Genomic DNA, 18,495 nt, shown 5'->3' with positions numbered 1-18,495 from the left:
GGGCGCAACACCTGGGCACTTGCAGGTGAGCCGAGGGGCAAAGCGTCTTTCCTGACGGGGCTGGCTGTCCTACTAAGGGGAAAAGGCATCCCGGGCGCAGAATGATCCAGTCCATCCGTACCGTTCTGGTGCAGCAGATGATGCAGGCAAAGGCGGAACTCGCCGATGCCTGGAAAGTGCTGCGCCATCGTGGCCCGAGCCAGGTGCAGTTCTGGTTCATCGCCCTGGCCATCGGTGTTGCCGCCGGGGCGGCGGCGGTTGCCTTTCGCAAGGGGATCAACGGGTTGCAGGCGGCGCTTTACGGCACCGAGGATGTGCATTTCCTGCACAGTTTTGCCGAGCATCTGCACTGGTCCTGGATCCTGCTGATCCCGACCGTTGGCGGGCTTGTGGTGGGTGTGGTGTTGCACTGGACAACGCCCGATGGGCGGGTTCGCTCGGTCGCGGATGTGATCGAGGGCGCCGCGCTGAGCGATGGCCGGGTCGAGGTGCGCGCCGGGATCGGGTCGATGATCGCCTCGCTGATCACGCTTAGTTCCGGCGGGTCGTCCGGTCGCGAGGGGCCGGTGGTGCATATGGCGGGGGTGATCTCGACCTGGGTCTGCCGCAGGATCGACGCCGACGGGATCACCGGGCGCGACCTGTTGGGCTGCGCGGTGGCGGCGGCGGTGTCGGCCAGTTTCAACGCGCCGATCGCGGGGGCGCTGTTTGCGCTGGAAGTGGTGTTGCGCCATTTCGCGGTGCACGCCCTTGCCCCGATCACCATCGCGGCAGTGGCGGGGACGGTGGTCAACCGGCTGGAACGGGGCGATGTGACCGAGTTCGTGCTGGAGACGCCGGGCTCGCTGCAATTCTATGTGGAACTGCCCGCCTTTCTGTTGTTGGGGCTGATTTGTGGCCTGGTTTCGCTGGCGCTGATGCGGGCGATCTTTTTTGCCGACAGTTTCGGCACCCTGGTGCAGAACCGGCTGCGGTTTCCCCGCTGGCTGCGCCCGGCCGTGTCGGGCGCGCTGCTGGGGCTGATGGCGATCTGGTTCCCGCATATCATCGGTGTGGGCTACGAGACCACGATCCTGGCGCTGAGCGGCGAGCTGGCGCTGGGCACGGCAATCCTGTTTGCAGTGATGAAGACGGCGGCGCTGGCGATCACCATGGGCGGGCGGATGGGCGGCGGCGTGTTCTCGCCCTCGCTGATGATCGGGGCGCTGACCGGGCTGGCCTTTGGCCTGATCGCCACCAGCCTGCTGCCGGATGTGTCTGGCACGCACGTTCTCTATGCCTTTGCGGGCATGGGGGCGGTGGCGGCCGCGGTGCTGGGGGCGCCGATCTCGACCACGCTCATCGTGTTCGAACTGACCGGGGACTGGCAGATCGGGCTGGCGGTGATGGTTGCGGTCAGCATGTCGACGGCGCTGGCCTCGCGCCTTGTGGACCGGTCGTTCTTTCTGACGCAACTGGAGCGGCGCGATGTGCATCTGGCCGCCGGTCCGCAGGCCTATCTGCTGGCGTTGCTGCGGGCAGGTGCGGTGATGCGGCCGCTGGGCGATGCGCGCTGTATCTCGCGCGAGGAATGCGAGGCGCTGATGGCCGATGGTGTGTCGATCCTGGCAGGCGCGACGCTGGAGGCGGCGATGCCCTGGTTCGACCGGGACGAGATGCGATGCATTCCCGTGGTGATCCGGGACGAGGATGGCGGTGAAACCCCGGTCGGGGCGCTCTATCACGTGGACGCGCTCAAGGCCTATAACCGGGCGCTGGCGGCGACTGCGGCAGAGGAACATTCCTGACAAAGGTGCCTGCCAATGCGCCGGGGTCCGGTCTTGTAAGGTTGGCGTAAGCGGATTTGTGCATCTGGGGGCATCCGGAACTCCTCAACCGCAAAGGAAACTCTCGTGCGCGCTCTCATACCTCTCGCCCTTCTGGCTCTTTTCGCCGCCGCCGCGCCTGCGTTGGCGTCTTCGCTGCCCGATCAGGGCAAGCTGCGGTTCGATGTCATTCGCAAAGGCAAGGACATCGGCGATCATAGCTATGTCTTCTCCGGTTCGCCCGCGCATTATTCCGTGCAGGTGGCGACCAGGATCGCGGTCAAGGTGCCGCTGATCCAGCTCAACGCCTATGTCTTTGAACAGCAGAGCACCGAGACCTGGGCGGGCGGCAAGATGACCGCGATCGCCTCGGACACCAATGACAACGGCACGCCGCACCAGTTGAGCCAGCCGGGACAGGGCCTGTTGCCCGCCAGCCTGTGGAACGATGACATCGTCCACAGCCGCAAGCTGCTCAACACCATCGACGGCAAGGTGATGTCGGTGCGGGTGACGGATCTGGGCATGCAGGCGGTGCCCTCGGGCAAGGGCGAGGTCAACGCGCATCATTTCCGCATCTCGGGCGATCTGGAGCGCGATGTCTGGTATGACGACGCGGGCAATCTTGCGCATGTTTCGTTCAAGGCAGATGATGGCTCGACTGTGACTTACGTTCGCAAATAAGGCGGGGCCATGCGGCTTCTTTATGTGGAAGACAATGACAGGCTGGCGCGGAACACCTGTGCCAGTCTTCAGGCGCATGACTTTGTGGTCGATGCGGTGTCGACCGGGGCCGACGCGGTGCATTCGGCGCAAAGCTATCTCTATGACGCGATCATCCTGGATCTGGGACTGCCGGACATGGATGGGCTGGAGGTGCTGGACAGTCTCAAGCGGGTAAATGCCGATACGCCAGTGATCATCTGCACCGCGCGGGACACGCTGGATGAAAGGATCACCGGGCTGGACGCGGGATCGGACGACTATATCGTCAAGCCCTTCGATGTGAGCGAGCTGATGGCGCGCATCCGTGCCGTGTTGCGGCGGCCGGGTGGGGCGCTGGGCGTGCAGCTTGTGGTCGGCAATATCCGGTTCGACAGTGCAGACCGGTCGGTTCTGGTGGCGGGGCAGCCAGCGAAATTCTCGCGCCGCGAACTGGCCTTGCTGGAGCTGTTCATGCGGCGCAAGGGGCGCATCCTGTCCAGGGATGTGATCGATAACGCGCTTTACGGCTTCGACGAGCCGCCGACCCCCAATGCGATCGAGGTAGCGATCCACCGTCTGCGCAAGAAACTGGCGGATATCGGGGCTTCGAGCACCATCCACACCCTGCGCGGTATCGGCTATCTGATGGAAGATGACGGCCAATGAGGCACGTGCTGGCGATCCTGAAGGCGCCGGTCGGGGCGGCGGGATCGCTGCAACGCAAGCTGACGGTCAATATCCTGGCAGCGCTGCTGTTGACCATCCTGATGTCGGTGACAGTGCTGATCTTTGAATTCTTCGAGCATCTGGAGGAAAACCAGGAAGAGGCACTGTACGGCGAAGCAAAGGAAATCCTGGTCCAGATCGACCCGGACCTGCCGGGCCTCGGTTTTGATCCGCAGGCGCTGCGGTTTCGCGGGGTCGAGGGGGCCTATCGCTATACGATCTTCGGGCCCGCAGGACATGCGGTAGTCGGCGGCGAGGACATGGCGACGCTGCGCGCGCAGATCGCGCAGCTCGCCCTTGGGCAGGCGGCCGAGATCGCGGTTCCCAATGCGCGCCGGGGCGTGGCGCTTTGCGGGTTGATCAAGGCGGAGCGATATTGCGTACTGGCCTCGGCCTATCTGCCGTCGACGGACCGGCCGGTGCTGGATACCATGTGGCACGAGGTGCAGGAACAGACCCAGTGGATCCTGCTGGGCTCGCTCATCGTGTTCGCGGCGGCGGTCGGTGCGGTGCGCCTGTCGCTCTCCTCGCTCGACAAGGTGCGCCGCGAGGCGCTGGAGATCGGGCCGGATGCGCCGGACGGAAGGTTGAGCGCGGATGATCTTCCCGCCGAGCTGGTGCCGCTGGCACAGGCGGTGAACACCGCCTTTGCGCGGCTGCAACAGGGCTACAAGGCGCAACGTGCCTTTGCGGCGAACGTGGCCCACGAGGTGCGGACGCCGCTGGCGGTGCTGCATTCCAGTGTCGACACGATTCACGATGCGGCGCTGCGGGAGAGCCTGAAACCGGATGTCACCCGGCTGGAAGCGATCTTTGAACAGCTTGTCGATCTGGCGCGGGCGGATGCGCTGATGCCGGAGGCGTTTTCCAAGGTCGAATTGTGCAAGCTTGCGCGCCAAGTGTCCGGGGCACGTGCGATGGCGGCGCTGAAGGCGGGCAAGATGCTGGCAGTGACGGGCGCCGACACCGCGACGGTCGCCGGGCACGAGGGCTTGCTGGCAATTGCGCTGGACAATCTGGTGCGCAACGCGCTGGCGCATGCGCCAGCGGGCAGCGAGGTGGAGATCGACGTGCGGGACAACCCGCCCGTCCTGCGGGTGCAGGACCGGGGGCCAGGGGTTGCGGCCGAGGATCGCGATGCGATCTTTGAACCGTTTCACCGTGGGCGGCGCCCGTCGGGCGATGGGTCGGGTATCGGGCTGGCCATCGTGCGTGCGGTGGCGGCGGCGCATGGGGCCGATGTACAGGTCGAGGACCGGCCCGGTGGCGGCAGCGTGTTCTCGATCGCGTTCAGGTGACGGGCCGGGATCGCGCCGGGTGTCGAGATTTCGCCCGGCTGTAAGCGAACTGTAAGCCGGGGCGGGCATCTCCATGGGCAAGCAAACAACGCGAGGCAGCCCATGCGATTCGAGTTTCTTCCGGCGGACGATCCGCAGCGGTCCCAAGCCGAGAGGCATATCGCCGAGGTTTATCGCCGCTGTTACGGCGCCGAGGTGACGCAGTTCGCCCCGCTGCTGGCGGCGGCCTTTGGCGCCGATGGCCAGGTCCTGTGCGCGGCCGGGATACGCACAGCGCAGGACGGGTTCTTTTCCGACTGCTATCTGGAGAGCGGCTTTCCGGCGGCGCTGGCCGAGGCAACCGGTCTCGACATCGGGGCCGGGCAGATCATGGAGGTCACCTCGCTGGCCTCGATCTCGCCCTTTCCGGTACTGCCGCTCTTGGACTGGATGATCGGCTGGGGCCGGGCGCGCGGCATCGTCTGCGGTGTCTTTACCGCAACCCATCCCCTGCGCCGGCTGCTGACTCGGGCCGGGCTGGGGTATAGCGCGCTCTGCGCCGCAACGGTGGACAAGGTGGCGGCGCCGGATGCCTGGGGCCGGTATTACGAGGCCGATCCCTGGGTCTGCGCCTTTGTCGAGGGGGAGGGTCGGCGCGCCGACCTGGTGCCGGGCCGCAAGCCTGCCGGATTGCGGGAGGCGATGGCATGAAGGGCGTCTTTGACACTTTGCGGCACCATGCCCGGACGCGGCCCGATGCGCTGGCGTTTTCCGGCGACGGCGCGGCCCTGACATGGGCACAGCTTGCGGGCCGGGTCGCGGATATGGCGCGGCGTTTGGAGGGGGCGCCGCGCCGTATCGCCATCGGTCTTGCGGGCGGGTGCGACTATGTGGTGGCCGATCTTGCGCTGGCGCTGACCGGGCGTCGACAGGTGCCGCTGCCGTTCTTCTTTGTGGCCGAGCAGTTGGGCCATGTGCTGGCCGATGCGCGGGTGGAGGCGGTGATCACGGATCGGCCAGAGGCATTTGCCGATGCGCCAGGGCTGCGGGTGATTTCATCGGCAGCCGAAGGGGGCGAGAGGCTGGAGTTGCCGCGTTACCAGCCCGGCGGGGACCGGGTGATCTATACCTCGGGGTCGTCGGGGCGGCCCAAGGGCGTGGTGATCGGCGCGTCGCAGATGGCGGCCTCGCTGGCGGCGCTGATGCCGCTGGTAGGGGCGACCGAGGCGGACCTGCACCTGTCGGTGCTGCCGCTGGCGCAGCTTCTGGAACAGATCTGCGGTATCTACCTGCCGGTCCTCGCCGGGGCCGAAACCCGGTTCGACTTTGCTGCCACCCGGACCCTGTTTCAGGCGGATATCGCGCCCCTGACCGAGGCCTTCGCGCGGGTGCGGCCGACAACAAGCCTGTTGGCCCCCGGTATTCTGGGGCGGTGGGTTGCCGATCTGGGCCAACGCGGTTTGCACGCCCCCGCCAACCTGCGCTTTGTCGCTGTCGGGGGGGCGGCCAGCGCGTCGGCCCTGCTGGAAGCGGCCTGGCGCCTGGGCATCCCGGTGCACGAAGGATACGGGCTGTCGGAATGTTGCGCGGTGGTGGCGATGAACCGGCCCGGCGCCAATGTGATCGGCAGCGCGGGCGAGATCCTGTCCGGTCTCGATGTACGGATCGAGGCGGGCGAGATCACGGTCGCCGGGCCAACGGTGATGACGGGCTATCTGAACGGCGATCCCGCGCCTGCGCGCTGGCGCACGGGCGATCTGGGCCGGATCGAACAGGGCCGCCTGATCGTGGAGGGTCGAAAGGATGCGCTTTTGGTCACGCCGAACGGGCGCAATATCTCGCCCGAATGGATCGAGCAGCGGGTGAACGCCGATCCGCGGGTGCTGAGTTCTGGTCTGGGCCTGCGGGCAGACGGGGCGTTGGTGCTGGTCGTGGCAGCGGTTGCGCTGGTCACTCCGGACGAGATTGCGCGCCTTGTGTCCGATCTGCCCGCCTATGCGCGGCCTGTCGGGATGATCGTGACTTCGCCGTCCGAGCCGGGGCTGCTGTTCCCGGCCGGAACCCCGAACCGCAAGACCGTGGCAGCGCTGGTCAATGAGCGCGCGGCGGTTCCCCTGTTCCCTACAATCGAAAGCCTTGCCTCATGACCGACCCCAAATCTGTCCTTATCACTGGCGCCGGGTCCGGCATCGGGCGGGACCTGACCATCGAGGCCGTGCGCCTGGGCTATGCGCCGTTGATTGTCGGGCGCACCTGGTCGTCTCTGGAGGAAACGGCACAGATGGCCGGTTCGGACAAGGTTGCCATTCTGACCGCGGATGTGACGCGGCCCGAGGACAGGCGGCGCATCGCCGAGGCCGTGGGCGGCCGTCTGGACGTGCTGATCAACAATGCGGGTTGCCTGACGGTCGGCCCGGTGGGCGATCTGGATGACGATGCGCTGGAGCGGATGGTGCGGACCAATCTGCTGGCGCCGATGGCGCTGACCCGCGAGATGCTGCCAGCGTTGCGGGTGGCGCGGGGGCGGATCGTCAATATCGGTTCGGTGTTCGGGGATATCGCCTATCCCTATTTCGCTGCCTATTCGGCGACGAAATTCGGTCTGCGCGGGTTTTCCGACGCGATCCGGCGGGAATTGTCGGGAACTGGCGTGGGCGTGACCTATGTGGCGCCGCGCGCCACCCGGACGGCCGCCGAGGCGGAATTCGGGGCGTTGATCGAGCCGCTCGACATGGTGCTCGACAGCGCCGAGCGTGTCGCGACCGAGGCCTGGGAAGCGATCCAGGCCGGGCGGCGCGAAAGCTTTCCACGGGGCAAGGAGCGGTTCTTTGTCAAGGTGCAGCGCCTGTTCCCGTCGCTGGTCGACCGGTCCGTGGGGGCGCAGGCACGCGCCGAAAACACCCTTCAAGCCATCGAAACACTGCGCCGAGCGTGAGCCCGGGCAATCGGATCAACAAGGATAAGAGCATGACGTATAATATCGTTCGGGCAGAGATGCCGCGGGCCGCCATTGGCGCGGCGGAAATGGATGCGGTGCGCAGCCATCTGGAACGCGACGGCTGGGCGCTGTTGCGCGGGTTCGAGGTGGACATGAGCGTTTTCAGCGCGCTGACCGCGCAGTTCTGCCGCACGATCACTTTTGACCCGGCGCGCGCCTTCTCGGAGAAGAACACGCAGAAGGTCGATGCCGGAACCGGGCCGATCGGGTTGCATATCGAGAACGGCAACACGCCTGTCTGCCCCGATCTGGTCGCCTTTTACTCTGCCCGCGCGGCGTTCGAAGGATCGCAGACCACGGTCTGTGATGGCCGCAAGGTTCTGGATGCCATGAACGAGGCCCAGCGGGCGCGCTGGAGCCAGCCGATGACCGTGTCGCGCCGTCTGCCCGAGGAATTGTGGAAACGCTACCTGGCCAATGAGCACCCGGCGATTTCCGGCCCCGAAGAGGTGACTGAGGAGCATATCCTGCAATTCAAGGCGGCAATCCCGAACCAGGATTTCGAACTGCATGAAGACGGGTCGCTGACCTATCACATCACGCTGAACCCGGTGCGGCCCTCGGCCTTTTCCGGCGGGGCCGGGTTTGCCAACGCCGTTCTGGGGCCGTCGCACAATTACGAGGCGCCGGTCTATCGCTTTGCCGATGGGTCGGTCGTGACGGCGGAAGAGATCGAGGAAATGCGGGCGCTGGCCGAGACCTGCACCACCGAGATCAACTGGCAGGACGGGGACGTCGCGATCCTCGACAATACCCGCGTGATGCACGGCAGGCGCGCGATCAAGGATCAGGACCGCCAGTTGTTCATCGGGATGGGACGGGTCTAGGTCATCGGCCCCGAGCCGCGTCGGCAATCCCTGGTGTCGAACCGTTTGGCCGGGGGGCGTCCATTGATGGCACCCCCTCCAAGTTTCCGGATCTGGCACTAAGTGATTGCGAAGGAAGCCTTGTTGCCCGATGATACCGGGACAGTTTGGCAACCACGGCAGGTTCGGGGCACAGAAATGAAGGTTCTGCTGGCAGACGATCACGATCTGGTTCGGGACGCTTTGAAGGCATACCTGGAAAGCGAGAAGGACATTGCCGTCACGACTGTGCCGGACTTGTCCTCGGCCTGTGAAGCGGCCCGCAAAACATTGTTCGACGTGGTTCTGCTGGACTATGCCATGCCCGGGATGAATGGCCTGGAAGGAATGAAAAAGGCGATGGAGGCCGGGGACGGGCGCCCGGTTGCGATCATGTCCGGCACCGCCAGCAAATCGGTCGCGCAGGATGCGCTGGCCGCTGGTGCGGCGGGCTTTCTACCCAAGACGATGGGGGCGAAATCGCTGGTCAATGCCGTCCGTTTCATCGTAGCGGGAGAGACTTACGTTCCGGTCGATTTCCTGAATTCGGCCGATGTCGAGCGGAATCATCCGCTCGCGGCAGGTCTCAGCAGTCGCGAACTGGAGGTTCTGGAACGGCTGTGTCTGGGGCTGGCCAACAAGGAAATCGCCCGGGAGCTTGATCTTCAGGAGGTCACGATCAAGCTGCATGTGAAAACTCTGTGCCGCAAGCTGAACGCCAAGAACCGGACACAGGCGGCCCTGATCGCAAAAGATGCAGGGTTGTTCTGACGGGCCGGGACGGGCGCGTGATCCTTGCCGGTAAACCGGACATTCCACCGGTCCGGGCGCGGCTGCGGCGGACACTTGGACCTATTCTTTGGGATAGGACAAATACCTGAAAGGGCTGCTTTCGGAAAATCAGGATATATCCATAATTTTCCAGACATGTTTGGGTGACGAGGGGGAGAAAAGCTTGAAACGCGCGAAGGGGATCCTGTGGCTTGCGCTTGCCCTGTTTGGGGCTGGTTCGGTCTCGGGTGGAGAGCTTCCGGTTCCATCTCAGGACGTGGTGCTGGTGATATCGGGCAATATCGGGCAGACGAATTCGGGGGAAGACGCCCAGTTCGACATGGCGATGCTGCGAGACATGCGGCAGGTTTCCTTTGAGACAACGACCCTGTGGACAGATGGCGTCATGCGGTTCACCGGGGTGCCTTTGGCGGATATCCTCGAACGTGTTGGCGTGACTTCGGGGACGGTCCGGGCCCAGGCGCTGAACGATTACATCGTTCACATCCCCGTCGCTTCGGTCGAACCGGACGCGCCGGTGGTGGCTTATGAGATGGACGGGCAACCCATGTCGCGCCGGGACAAGGGGCCGTTGTGGATCGTCTATCCATACGATTCCTCCGATCGTTTCAGGACGGAAACGATCTATACCCGCAGCATCTGGCAGCTGGACCGGATGGAAATCACCGAATAGGCCTGTTTCCGGGGCCGCTCAGAGACCCGATACGGGGAGACAGATTGCGCGTTTGTACAGGACCTCGTAAACCGAAAGAATGATGTTCCAGCGCAAACGAGAGCGTGGCAGCACCGTTCTGGGTGTGATTGTCGGCGGTGGACTGGCGGTACTGGTCCTGCTGGTGGCGTTGCTGACCAGGCAAGCTTTGCGGGATGTCGAAAGCCTGAAATCCGCCATGTCCGACAATGTTCAATGGACGCTGTCGCAGACCGAGGTCGATCACGTACATCTGGTGATTGCGCTGAAGAACGCCCTGGCAGTTCAGGGGCGCGACCTGACCGCCGCCGAGGTGGAGGAGATCCGCAAGGGTTTTGACATCTTCTTCAGCCGCAGCGACATGCTGAAAGACGGCAGGCTGTTCGCGACGCTCAATTCCCAACCCGAATTCGCCGTCCCTCTGCGCCGGATCCAGTCTGTGCTGACCGCGAATCTGCCGGTGATCGACGGCCCGGATGATCGTCTGATAGAGGCGCTTCCGGGCCTGATGGCGGAAATCGACGAGCTGCGCCCTCAGGTGCGCGAGATTTCGGTTCAGGGTCTTGCGTTGCTTGCCCGGCAGTCGGACATGCGCAGAGAAGCGCTGGTCACCACGATTACGCGTTTGATGGCATTGGTTGCGGGGCTGTCGGTGGCGCTGGTCACGGTCAGTACATATCTGCTGATCGTCAATCGAAAGACGCACAAGCGGGGGATTCAGATCCAGCAGGTCAGCGAACGGATCAAGACCGTTCTGGCCACGTCGCAGGATGCTGTCGTGGTGCTCGACATTTCGTGGAAAGTGACCGAGTTCAACGCGGTGGCAGAGCGGATGTTCGGGTTCCGCGCCGGCGATGTGATCGGACGGCCGGTGTCAGAGAACGTCATTCCGCTGAACATGCGGGATCTGCTGCACCAGAGAGACCGACGCAGTGCCGGCAAGAAACAGATTGTGACCGCCGGGCCCAGGCTGGAGCAGTATTCCGCCACGCGCAAGGACGGCACTGTGTTTCCGGCGGAATTGACCCTGCAATCGGCCTTTGACGGGACCGAAGAGATCATCGTCGGGTTTATCCGGGACATCTCGCGCCAGGTCGCGGACGAACAGGAACTTGTCGAGGCGCGCGACCGGGCCCTGACCGGTGAAAAGGTGAAAGCCGAGTTCCTGACGGTGATGAGCCACGAAATCCGCACGCCGCTGAACGGGATCCTTGGAAATCTCTCGCTTCTGGAAGAGACGGAACTGTCCGAAGAGCAGTCCGCGTTTGTCCGCAGTATGGAGATATCGGGAAAGCTGCTGATGGGGCATGTCAATGCCGTGCTGGACATCGCCAGTCTCGAGGCGGGCAAGATGGCGGTTGTGCTGAGCACGGTTAATATCAACGAGGTCTTGCAGGAATGCGTCGAAAGCCAGTTCGGGAGCGCCGCCGCCCGCGGCAACAGCCTGGAATGGCATTGGGTCGGCGAGCGCAGGCCCTGGGTGATCACTGACCGGCGACATCTGCAACAGATCCTGTTGAACCTGCTGGGCAACGCGATCAAGTTCACCGAAAACGGCCATATCGCAATCGAGGTGGAGCAGAGCCCGCTGCCATCGAACGGGACGCAGGCACAACCGGGGCTGGAGTTCCGGGTGGTCGACACGGGCATGGGTATTCCCGAAGAGCAATTTGACCTGATCTTTGATGATTTCCGGACAACGGATGCCTCGTTCAGGCGGTCGGCGGGGGGGACCGGCCTGGGGCTGGGGATTGCCAGACGGTTGGCGCGCAACCTCGGTGGCGAGATCGCTGTCGAAAGCATGCTGGGTGAGGGCAGCGTCTTTCATTTTCACATCCCGGTGAAAATTGCCGCGGCGCCGGATGCGCACGGGGGCGAGGACAACAGGGTCTCGGACTCGGCGACGCTCGATATCCTGGTTGTCGAGGACAACGAGATCAATTTGCAGGTCGTGAGTACCATGCTTAGAAAGCAGGGGCACCGGGTGGCGGCCGCGGTGAACGGGCAGGCGGCTGTCGAACAGGCGGCCGACCGGCGTTTCGATCTCATCCTGATGGATATCAGCATGCCGGTCATGGACGGGTTGGAGGCAACCCGGTTGATCCGCAGGGGTACCGGCGCCTCGCGCGATTCCGTGATCGTTGCGTTTTCGGCCAATGTTCTGCCCGGTGACAGGCAGAGCTTTCTTGCCGAGGGCATGAACGGATTTCTCGGCAAGCCGCTGGTTCTGAAGGACTTGCGCCGCCTTTTGCTGGAACATGTGCCAAAGGCGCGTGCAAGGCGGGCAAACGGTGCGGCGGATGTGGCGGAGACGCACGGATCCGAGCTGGTTCGGACCCGGATCTCAGAAATGCGCGAGGTACTGGGGGACGACGGGACCGGACAGCTGTTGCAGCGTCTCACCTGCGAGTTCGACGATCTTCTCGCAGGTATCGAGGACGATTTGCGGGCTGGTGGCGGATGGCCCGCGCTGGCGGACAGCATACACAAGGCAGCGGGCAGCGCGGGGGCGTTCGGGCTGGTCGAGATGCAGACGCTGCTGGCCGAGATGGAGGATGCGGCGAAGGCATCGGATGCCGCAGCGATCCGTGTGGGCAAGGCGCGGCTAGAGGGCGCGTGGTCGGAAAGCCGCCCGTTGCTGCGGCTCTGACGCGAGAGGCCCGGTGGCACCGGGGCGCCGGTGCCGGTCAGATGTGGTTCAGACGATGGCGTTCGAGCAGCGCGACCATCATGTCGCCGGCGGCCCGGCGGTGCTGGTGGTGGATGTCACCCGCCAGATAGGGGTGGCCGGCGCGGATGGCCTCGTAGACGCGGCGGTGATCGGCGTTCGATTGCACCGGTTTGGGCCGCATGAACAGGGTGACCGCACGCGCCCGGCGCACCTGGTCGGTCATCAGCATGACCATCGCGCTGAGGCGGGTGTTGCCCCCGAGACGGACCAGTTCCAGGTGAAACCGGTCGTCCGCCTCGGCCCAGGCGTCGAGTTCGTTCCTGTCGAGCGCCGCGTCCATATCCGAGATCGCCTTTGCCAACCCGGCCAGTTCCGCGTCGTCGGGCCGCCGCTCGGCGGCGCGCCGTGCGGCGAGGCTTTCAAGCTCGGTGAGGATGTCATAGATCTCGCGCATGTCGGCGGGGGAGACGGGCAGGATGCGCACCCCCTTGCGCGGGCGCAGTTCCAGCAGGCCCTGGCCTTCGAGCAACAGGGCGGCTTCGCGCACCGGGGTGCGCGACATGCCCAGCCGGTCGGCCAGTTCGGTTTCCAGATGGTCGGACCCTGCGGCAAGGGTGCCGTCGAAGATCATCCGGCGCAAGTCCTGCACGGCGCGCTGGGTGTTGGACAGAGGTTTGGCGTCGGGCTGTTTCACGGGGTCTCCAACGTGATCTTGCGGCCGGTTTCGGCCGAGGTGTAAATCGCGGCTTCGATTTCGAGCACGCGCAGATAGTCGCGGGCGCGGTTTTCCGGCGGGGTTTGGGCCAGAAGGCTGGATACGACATGGGTTTGCAAGGCGTGCACACAGTCGCCGCCGAACCCGGTCCAGTTGTCGGGGGGCAGGATACAGGTGAGGTCCCGCGCGCCGAAGCGGCGATGCCAGAGGGAACCGTCGCCGCGCAGGGACAGGCTGCCGCCCGCGCCTTCGGTCAGCGCCTCTCCCATGGTGCGACGCAGGTTGTCGGCGGCATGATCCAGGCAGCGGTTTCCGTCAAAGAGCGCCCGCACGCCGTCGGGATGGTCGAAGAAGATCAGGCCTGCATCCTCGCCCGCGATCACCGGGTTGACGCGGCGCAGGTCGGCGTAGACGGCTGTTGGCTCGCCAAGCAGGTAGCGGAACGTGTCGATCCAATGCACGGCGGTTTCATGGATCAGGAAGCGCTTCATCGTCTGGAAATAGGGTTGCCGGTCCAGATAGGCATCGGGCCCCTGTCCGTCGCCGGGACGCAGGCGAAACGTGACCTGCTGCACCGGGCCGATCAGCCCATCGTCGAGCGCCCGTTTAGCGGCGCGGTACCAGGGCTGGAACCGGAAGTTTTCATGCACCACGAGCAGGGCGTCGGCGGCTTCGGCCTCGGCCGTGATTTGTCGCGCCTCGGCCAGATCGCGGCAAAAGGGTTTCTGGCAGATCATCGTCTTGACCCCGTGCGCCAGCGCGGTGCGGATCGCTTCGGCCTGAGCCTCGGGCGGCAGGATGATGTCGAGCAGATCCGGTTGCGTTTCGGTCAGCATCCGGGCGAGGTCATCAAAGGCGGGCAGGCCGGTGGCCCGGGCGCGCGCGATATCGCGGTCGCAGGTGCCGACGAGGTCGACATTGTCCATCCGCGACCAGCTGCCAAGATGGTACTGGCTGAAATATCCGGCACCGGCACAGGCGACGCGCAGCCGGGTCATGGCAGAGACAAAGCTCGGGCGACCGCATCCGCCGCAGCCCGCGTTCCGGCGGTGCCGCGCAAGTCGCGGGTCAGGGCAGCCCCCTCGGCGATCACCTGTTCGACCGCCTGACGCAGGCGATTGCCATCGCGGCGCAGTCCGTCATTGTCGTGTTTGTCGCCCAGCCAGTCGAGCATCATCGCCGCCGACAGCAGCATGGCAAACGGGTTGGCAAGACCCTGGCCCGCAATGTCGGGCGCGGTGCCATGGCAGGGCTGGAACACCGCATGCTCCAGCCCGATATCGGCCGAGGGTGCCATGCCCAGGCCCCCCATCAACCCGGCGCCAAGGTCGGACAGGATGTCGCCGAACATGTTCTCTGTGACCAGAACGTCGAAATCCCAGGGCCTCTGCACCATCCACAGCGCCATCGCGTCGACATAGGCGTGATCTGCCGTCATGTCCGGGTGGCGTGCGGCCTCCTCGTCAAAGATCTTGCGGAAGAAGGCGAAGGCGCGGAACACGTTGGCCTTGTCGACGCAGGTGACCCGCCCCTTGCCGCGCCCCGATGCCTTGCGCCGGGCGGCCAGGTCAAAAGCAAAGCGGAACAGTTTTTCGGAGGTGTCGCGGGTGATGCGCAGGGTTTCGCGGGCCTCGGTGTCGGTGACCTCGCCCCGGCCCTTGGTAAAGAACAGCCCCTCGGTGCTTTCCCGGATCAGGACAAAGTCGATGGTCTTGCCCGGCGGCAGGGTCAGCGGCCCGGGCTGGCCCGGGCGCAGCGTCACCGGCCGCACCCCGGCAAAGAGCGACAGCTCCATCCTGAGGTCGATCTGCGGAGTGATCTCGGTGCCGTCGGGATAGCGCACGTCGGGCAGGCCCATCGCCGACAGCAAGATCGCATCCGAGGCGCGGGCCAGCGCCAGCGATGAAGCGGGCAGGGCGGTGCCGGTGTCGCGATAATGGCCTGCCCCGGCGGGCGCCTCGGCAAAGTTGAGCGCGTAGTCGGGGGCGGTATCGGCAAGCGATTGCAGGATCTCCACGGTTGGGGCGGTGATCTCAGGGCCGATACCGTCGCCCGGAAAGACCGCGATCTGATAGGAGTTTCGCATCTGGGTTCGGTCCCTTTCTGACGGCGTCCGCGACAGGGGCGCGGGTGGTTTTCTGAAATGTTGACAATGTATACGTTAACGCATACGAAAAGAAACGCGGTATGTCTACCGTCAATCGACAAGACAAAAGCTTTGCCAGGCCGGAGCGGGGAGGCGGGATGTTCGCTGTCACTGTAACCTTCAGGATTCATCTCGAGAGGATGGCTGCCTTTCTGCCCCTGATGATCGAGAATGCGCGCGCGTCGCGGACACTGGAGCCGGGGTGTCGCCAATTCGACATCTGCCGCGACGGCGGCGAGATATTCCTCTATGAAATCTATGACGACCGGCGCGCCTTTGACGCGCATCTGGTCAGCGCGCATTACATGGCCTTCGATGCCGCCGTCGCGGGCATGGTGGCCGAAAAGACGGTGCGGTTCTACGAGGAGGTGATCCGATGAGCGATTGGGAAGTGCATGCGGTGAAATACGCCGATCGCGACAACCGGACCCGCGCGGACAGCTTCATCTTTGACGACAATCACGATGCGCCGCATGCGATGGACTATTACATGTGGCTGCTGCGGCGCGGCGACCGGGTGATCCTGGTCGATACCGGCTATGACGATGGCGAGGCGCGCGACCGGGGCCGACCGATCAGGATCGACCCCCGCGCGGCGCTGGCGCCGCTGGGGGTCCGCCCCGACGAGGTGGACGAGGTCATCGTGACCCATCTGCATTACGACCATGCGGGCGGGTTGGCGCTGTTTCCCAATGCGCATCTGCATCTGCAAGCGGCCGAGATGGCCTATGCCACCGGACCCTGCATGTGCCACGACACGCTGCGCATGCCCTTTACCGCCGGTCACGTGTGCGAGGCGGTGACGCGGCTCTATCGCGGCAAGCTGAGTTTTCACGAGGGCGATGCCGAGATCGCCGATGGTGTAACGGTGCATTGCATCGGCGGCCATTCGCGCGGGTTGCAGGCGGTGCGGGTGCGCACCACCGCCGGATGGCTGGTGCTGGCCTCGGACGCGGCGCATTTCTACGAGAACCTCTGGCTGAGAAAACCCTTTCCCATCGTGGTCGACATGGAGGACATGCTGGAGGGATTCACCCGGCTGGAAAAACTGGCCTCGCGCCGGGAGTTGATCGTGCCGGGGCATGACCCACTGGTGCGCAAGGTGTTTCCATCCGGGGTGGCAGCGCATATCACCAGACTGGACAAGGGACCGGATCGGGAGATCAGCATATGAAGATCGGCGTCATCGCGGATGACTTTACCGGCGCGTCCGACATTGCCCTGACACTGGCCGAGGCCGGGTTTCGCGTGGCGCAGTTCATCGGTGTGCCCGATGGTCCGGCGGAGGGGTCGCTGGATGCGGGCGTGGTGGCTTTGAAATCGCGCACGGCCCCGGTGGAGGAGGCTGTCCGCGACAGTCTTGCCGCCTGCGACTGGCTGTTGGCGCAAGGATGTCAGCAGATCGTTTCCAAGGTGTGTTCGACCTTCGACAGCACGCCCGAGGGCAATATCGGCCCGGTGCTGGAGGCGCTGGCCGAGCGACTGGGGGCGCGGCATGTGCTGGTTTGCCCCGCCTTTCCTGAAAATGGGCGCTCGGTCTATCAGGGGCATCTGTTTGTCGGCGACCGGCTGTTGAACGAAAGCGGGATGCAGGATCATCCGCTGACCCCGATGACAGACGCCGATCTGCGCCGGGTTCTGGCGGTGCAGACCACCTGGCCTGTCGCGCACGTTCCGGCGCAGGTGGTGGCGCAGGGTAGTGAGGCGATTGTCGCGGCCCTGCCCGAGGCGCGCGCGATGGTGATCGTCGATGCGATCCGCGATGCGGATCTCTTTGCCATCGGTCAGGCGGCGCGGGGGCAGGTGTTGATCTGCGGCGGTTCGGGGATTGCGCTGGGCCTGCCCGCCAATCATGGCGCGACACCGGCGCAGCCGGGCTGGCAGGTGGTGACGGGGCCGGGGGTTGTCTTGTCGGGTTCCTGTTCGCGAGCGACGCGGGCGCAGGTGGCAAGATACGCCGCCGCACATCCGGCATTTGAGGTGACCGCCGAGGCGGTGGTTTCCGGGGCGGTCACGGCGGCGCTGCTGGCCGATTGGGTTGTGGCGCAAGAGGGGGGCCCACTGGTCTATTCCTCGGCCGACCCGCAGGTTGTGCAGGCCGCGCAGGAGACATATGGGCGCGAGGTTGCAGCACATGCCATCGAGGGGCTGTTTTCGCAACTGGCCGCCGCGCTGGTGGAACGCGGGTACAGCCGGATTGTGGTGGCGGGCGGCGAGACCTCGGGCGCGGTCGTTTCGGGGCTGAAGGCCGGGGTTCTGAACATCGGCCCCCGGATCGCGCCGGGCGTGCCGGTGGTGCGGATCGAGGGGCGAAATGTCGCCTTGGCGCTGAAATCGGGGAATTTCGGGGACGAAGATTTCTTTGAAACCGCGCTGGCGCTGATGGAGGGCCGGGGATGAGCGAAGAGGCGCGCGCCCGCGAGGATATCTGCCGCATCGCCAAGTCGATGTTCGACCGCGGGCTGACCTGCGGTGCCTCGGGCAATATCTCGGTTCGATTGTCCGACGGGCGCCTGCTGGTGACACCCACGGGCAGTTCGATGGGCTTTCTCGATCCGGCCCGTATCAGCCTGTTGTCCGGGGATTTCCGCCATCTGGGCGGCGATGCGCCGACCAAGGAAATCCCGCTGCATTCGGCGTTTTATGACACGCGGGCCGGGACGGGCGGGGTGGTGCATCTGCACTCGACCCATTCTGTCGCGCTGTCGATGCTGCCCGAGGTTGATCCCGACAATGTGCTGCCGACGCTGACACCCTATGCGCTGATGCGACTGGGCAAGGTGCAGCTGTTGCCGTTCTTTCTGCCCGGTGACGCAGGCATGGGCGCGGCGGTGCGTGGGCTGGCGGGCAAACGCTCGGCGGTGCTGCTGGCCAACCATGGGCCGGTGGTGGCGGGCAAGGATCTGTGGGCGGCGGCCTATGCCATCGAGGAGCTGGAGGAGACCGCCAGGCTGGCCCTGCTGACCCGGGGGATGAACCCGCGCGCCTTGAGCGAAGAACAGGTTCGCGCGGTGGTGCGCGCCTTTGACGTCGACTGGTGACGGGCGCGCCGCAGGTTACGTGGCGGCAAAGGGCTTCCTGCCTGCTCCGGCGCTGTTGAAAGGATTGGCCAGGCGCCGAAAAT

At 65.0% G+C, this 18,495-nt stretch carries 18 protein-coding genes; 15 read left to right on the top strand and 3 right to left on the bottom strand.

Translation table 11 applies throughout. The features are described 5' to 3' along the window. The first annotated feature begins 101 nt into the window (after positions 1–101). The 11 genes from G0P99_RS17705 (at position 102) to G0P99_RS17655 (ending at position 12,489) form a co-directional block, all read left to right on the top strand. Positions 102–1,787, top strand: a complete 1,686-nt coding sequence (locus tag G0P99_RS17705; protein WP_164131814.1) for a chloride channel protein — start codon at positions 102–104, stop codon at positions 1,785–1,787. A 105-nt stretch (positions 1,788–1,892) separates the two neighbouring features. After that, positions 1,893–2,489 (top strand): DUF6134 family protein, encoded by a 597-nt coding sequence (locus G0P99_RS25080; RefSeq protein ID WP_164131813.1) that lies wholly within the window; start codon positions 1,893–1,895, stop codon positions 2,487–2,489. Between the two features lie 9 nt (positions 2,490–2,498). Beyond that, positions 2,499–3,176, top strand: coding sequence for a response regulator transcription factor (locus G0P99_RS17695; protein WP_164131812.1), 678 nt, complete (start codon positions 2,499–2,501; stop codon positions 3,174–3,176). Then, positions 3,173–4,534, top strand: coding sequence for a HAMP domain-containing sensor histidine kinase (locus G0P99_RS17690; RefSeq protein ID WP_164131811.1), 1,362 nt, complete (start codon positions 3,173–3,175; stop codon positions 4,532–4,534). Before G0P99_RS17695 ends, G0P99_RS17690 begins: the two co-directional genes overlap by 4 nt. A gap of 102 nt (positions 4,535–4,636) precedes the next feature. Next, positions 4,637–5,224: a thermostable hemolysin gene (locus tag G0P99_RS17685; protein ID WP_164131810.1), complete on the top strand. Its 588-nt coding sequence runs from the start codon at positions 4,637–4,639 to the stop codon at positions 5,222–5,224. Then, a complete protein-coding gene (locus G0P99_RS17680; RefSeq protein ID WP_164131809.1) occupies positions 5,221–6,660 on the top strand; it encodes an AMP-binding protein in 1,440 nt (479 codons plus the stop codon). Before G0P99_RS17685 ends, G0P99_RS17680 begins: the two co-directional genes overlap by 4 nt. Further along, positions 6,657–7,448 carry an SDR family NAD(P)-dependent oxidoreductase gene (locus G0P99_RS17675; RefSeq protein ID WP_164131808.1) on the top strand — a complete coding sequence of 264 codons (792 nt, stop codon included), beginning with the start codon at positions 6,657–6,659 and terminating at the stop codon, positions 7,446–7,448. Before G0P99_RS17680 ends, G0P99_RS17675 begins: the two co-directional genes overlap by 4 nt. Before the next feature lie 32 nt (positions 7,449–7,480). After that, complete coding sequence (locus G0P99_RS17670) at positions 7,481–8,338, top strand: TauD/TfdA family dioxygenase (RefSeq protein WP_164131807.1); 858 nt, start codon at positions 7,481–7,483, stop codon at positions 8,336–8,338. A 177-nt stretch (positions 8,339–8,515) separates the two neighbouring features. Continuing rightward, the gene (locus G0P99_RS17665) at positions 8,516–9,127 is read left to right on the top strand and encodes a response regulator transcription factor (protein ID WP_164131806.1); all 612 of its coding nucleotides are present in this window, start codon (positions 8,516–8,518) and stop codon (positions 9,125–9,127) included. Between the two features lie 184 nt (positions 9,128–9,311). After that, entirely contained in the window at positions 9,312–9,821 is a 510-nt protein-coding gene (locus G0P99_RS17660) for a molybdopterin-dependent oxidoreductase (RefSeq protein ID WP_164131805.1), read from the top strand. 82 nt (positions 9,822–9,903) lie between these two features. Continuing rightward, the gene (locus tag G0P99_RS17655; protein WP_164131804.1) at positions 9,904–12,489 is read left to right on the top strand and encodes an ATP-binding protein; all 2,586 of its coding nucleotides are present in this window, start codon (positions 9,904–9,906) and stop codon (positions 12,487–12,489) included. A gap of 37 nt (positions 12,490–12,526) precedes the next feature. Here the strand turns inward: G0P99_RS17655 and G0P99_RS17650 are convergent, their stop codons facing one another. From G0P99_RS17650 to G0P99_RS17640, 3 genes are read right to left on the bottom strand one after another with little or no spacing between them, the layout of a single operon-like run. Then, positions 12,527–13,204 carry a GntR family transcriptional regulator gene (locus G0P99_RS17650; protein ID WP_370462827.1) on the bottom strand — a complete coding sequence of 226 codons (678 nt, stop codon included), beginning with the start codon at positions 13,202–13,204 and terminating at the stop codon, positions 12,527–12,529. Continuing rightward, a complete protein-coding gene (locus tag G0P99_RS17645) occupies positions 13,201–14,223 on the bottom strand; it encodes a Gfo/Idh/MocA family protein (protein WP_164131803.1) in 1,023 nt (340 codons plus the stop codon). The genes G0P99_RS17650 and G0P99_RS17645 overlap by 4 nt, the downstream gene beginning before the upstream one ends. Next, positions 14,220–15,311 (bottom strand): isocitrate/isopropylmalate dehydrogenase family protein, encoded by a 1,092-nt coding sequence (locus G0P99_RS17640; protein ID WP_164131802.1) that lies wholly within the window; start codon positions 15,309–15,311, stop codon positions 14,220–14,222. The genes G0P99_RS17645 and G0P99_RS17640 overlap by 4 nt, the downstream gene beginning before the upstream one ends. 101 nt (positions 15,312–15,412) lie before the next feature. Here G0P99_RS17640 and G0P99_RS17635 point away from each other — a divergent pair, with 101 nt between their 5' ends. Genes G0P99_RS17635 through G0P99_RS17620 form a run of 4 tightly spaced genes read left to right on the top strand, consistent with a single transcriptional unit; the run spans position 15,413 to position 18,412 of the window. Then, the gene (locus tag G0P99_RS17635; protein WP_370462826.1) at positions 15,413–15,751 is read left to right on the top strand and encodes a putative quinol monooxygenase; all 339 of its coding nucleotides are present in this window, start codon (positions 15,413–15,415) and stop codon (positions 15,749–15,751) included. Next, the gene (locus G0P99_RS17630) at positions 15,748–16,545 is read left to right on the top strand and encodes an N-acyl homoserine lactonase family protein (RefSeq protein WP_164131800.1); all 798 of its coding nucleotides are present in this window, start codon (positions 15,748–15,750) and stop codon (positions 16,543–16,545) included. Before G0P99_RS17635 ends, G0P99_RS17630 begins: the two co-directional genes overlap by 4 nt. Then, positions 16,542–17,771, top strand: a complete 1,230-nt coding sequence (gene otnK, locus G0P99_RS17625; protein ID WP_164131799.1) for a 3-oxo-tetronate kinase — start codon at positions 16,542–16,544, stop codon at positions 17,769–17,771. Before G0P99_RS17630 ends, otnK begins: the two co-directional genes overlap by 4 nt. After that, positions 17,768–18,412, top strand: coding sequence for an aldolase (locus G0P99_RS17620; protein ID WP_164131798.1), 645 nt, complete (start codon positions 17,768–17,770; stop codon positions 18,410–18,412). The genes otnK and G0P99_RS17620 overlap by 4 nt, the downstream gene beginning before the upstream one ends. Positions 18,413–18,495: the final 83 nt, after the last annotated feature.

It is taken from the genome of Ruegeria sp. PrR005, from assembly GCF_010500245.1.
GTDB lineage: Bacteria > Pseudomonadota > Alphaproteobacteria > Rhodobacterales > Rhodobacteraceae > Ruegeria_B > Ruegeria_B marisflavi.
This window is presented reverse-complemented; position numbering and strand designations above follow the sequence as displayed.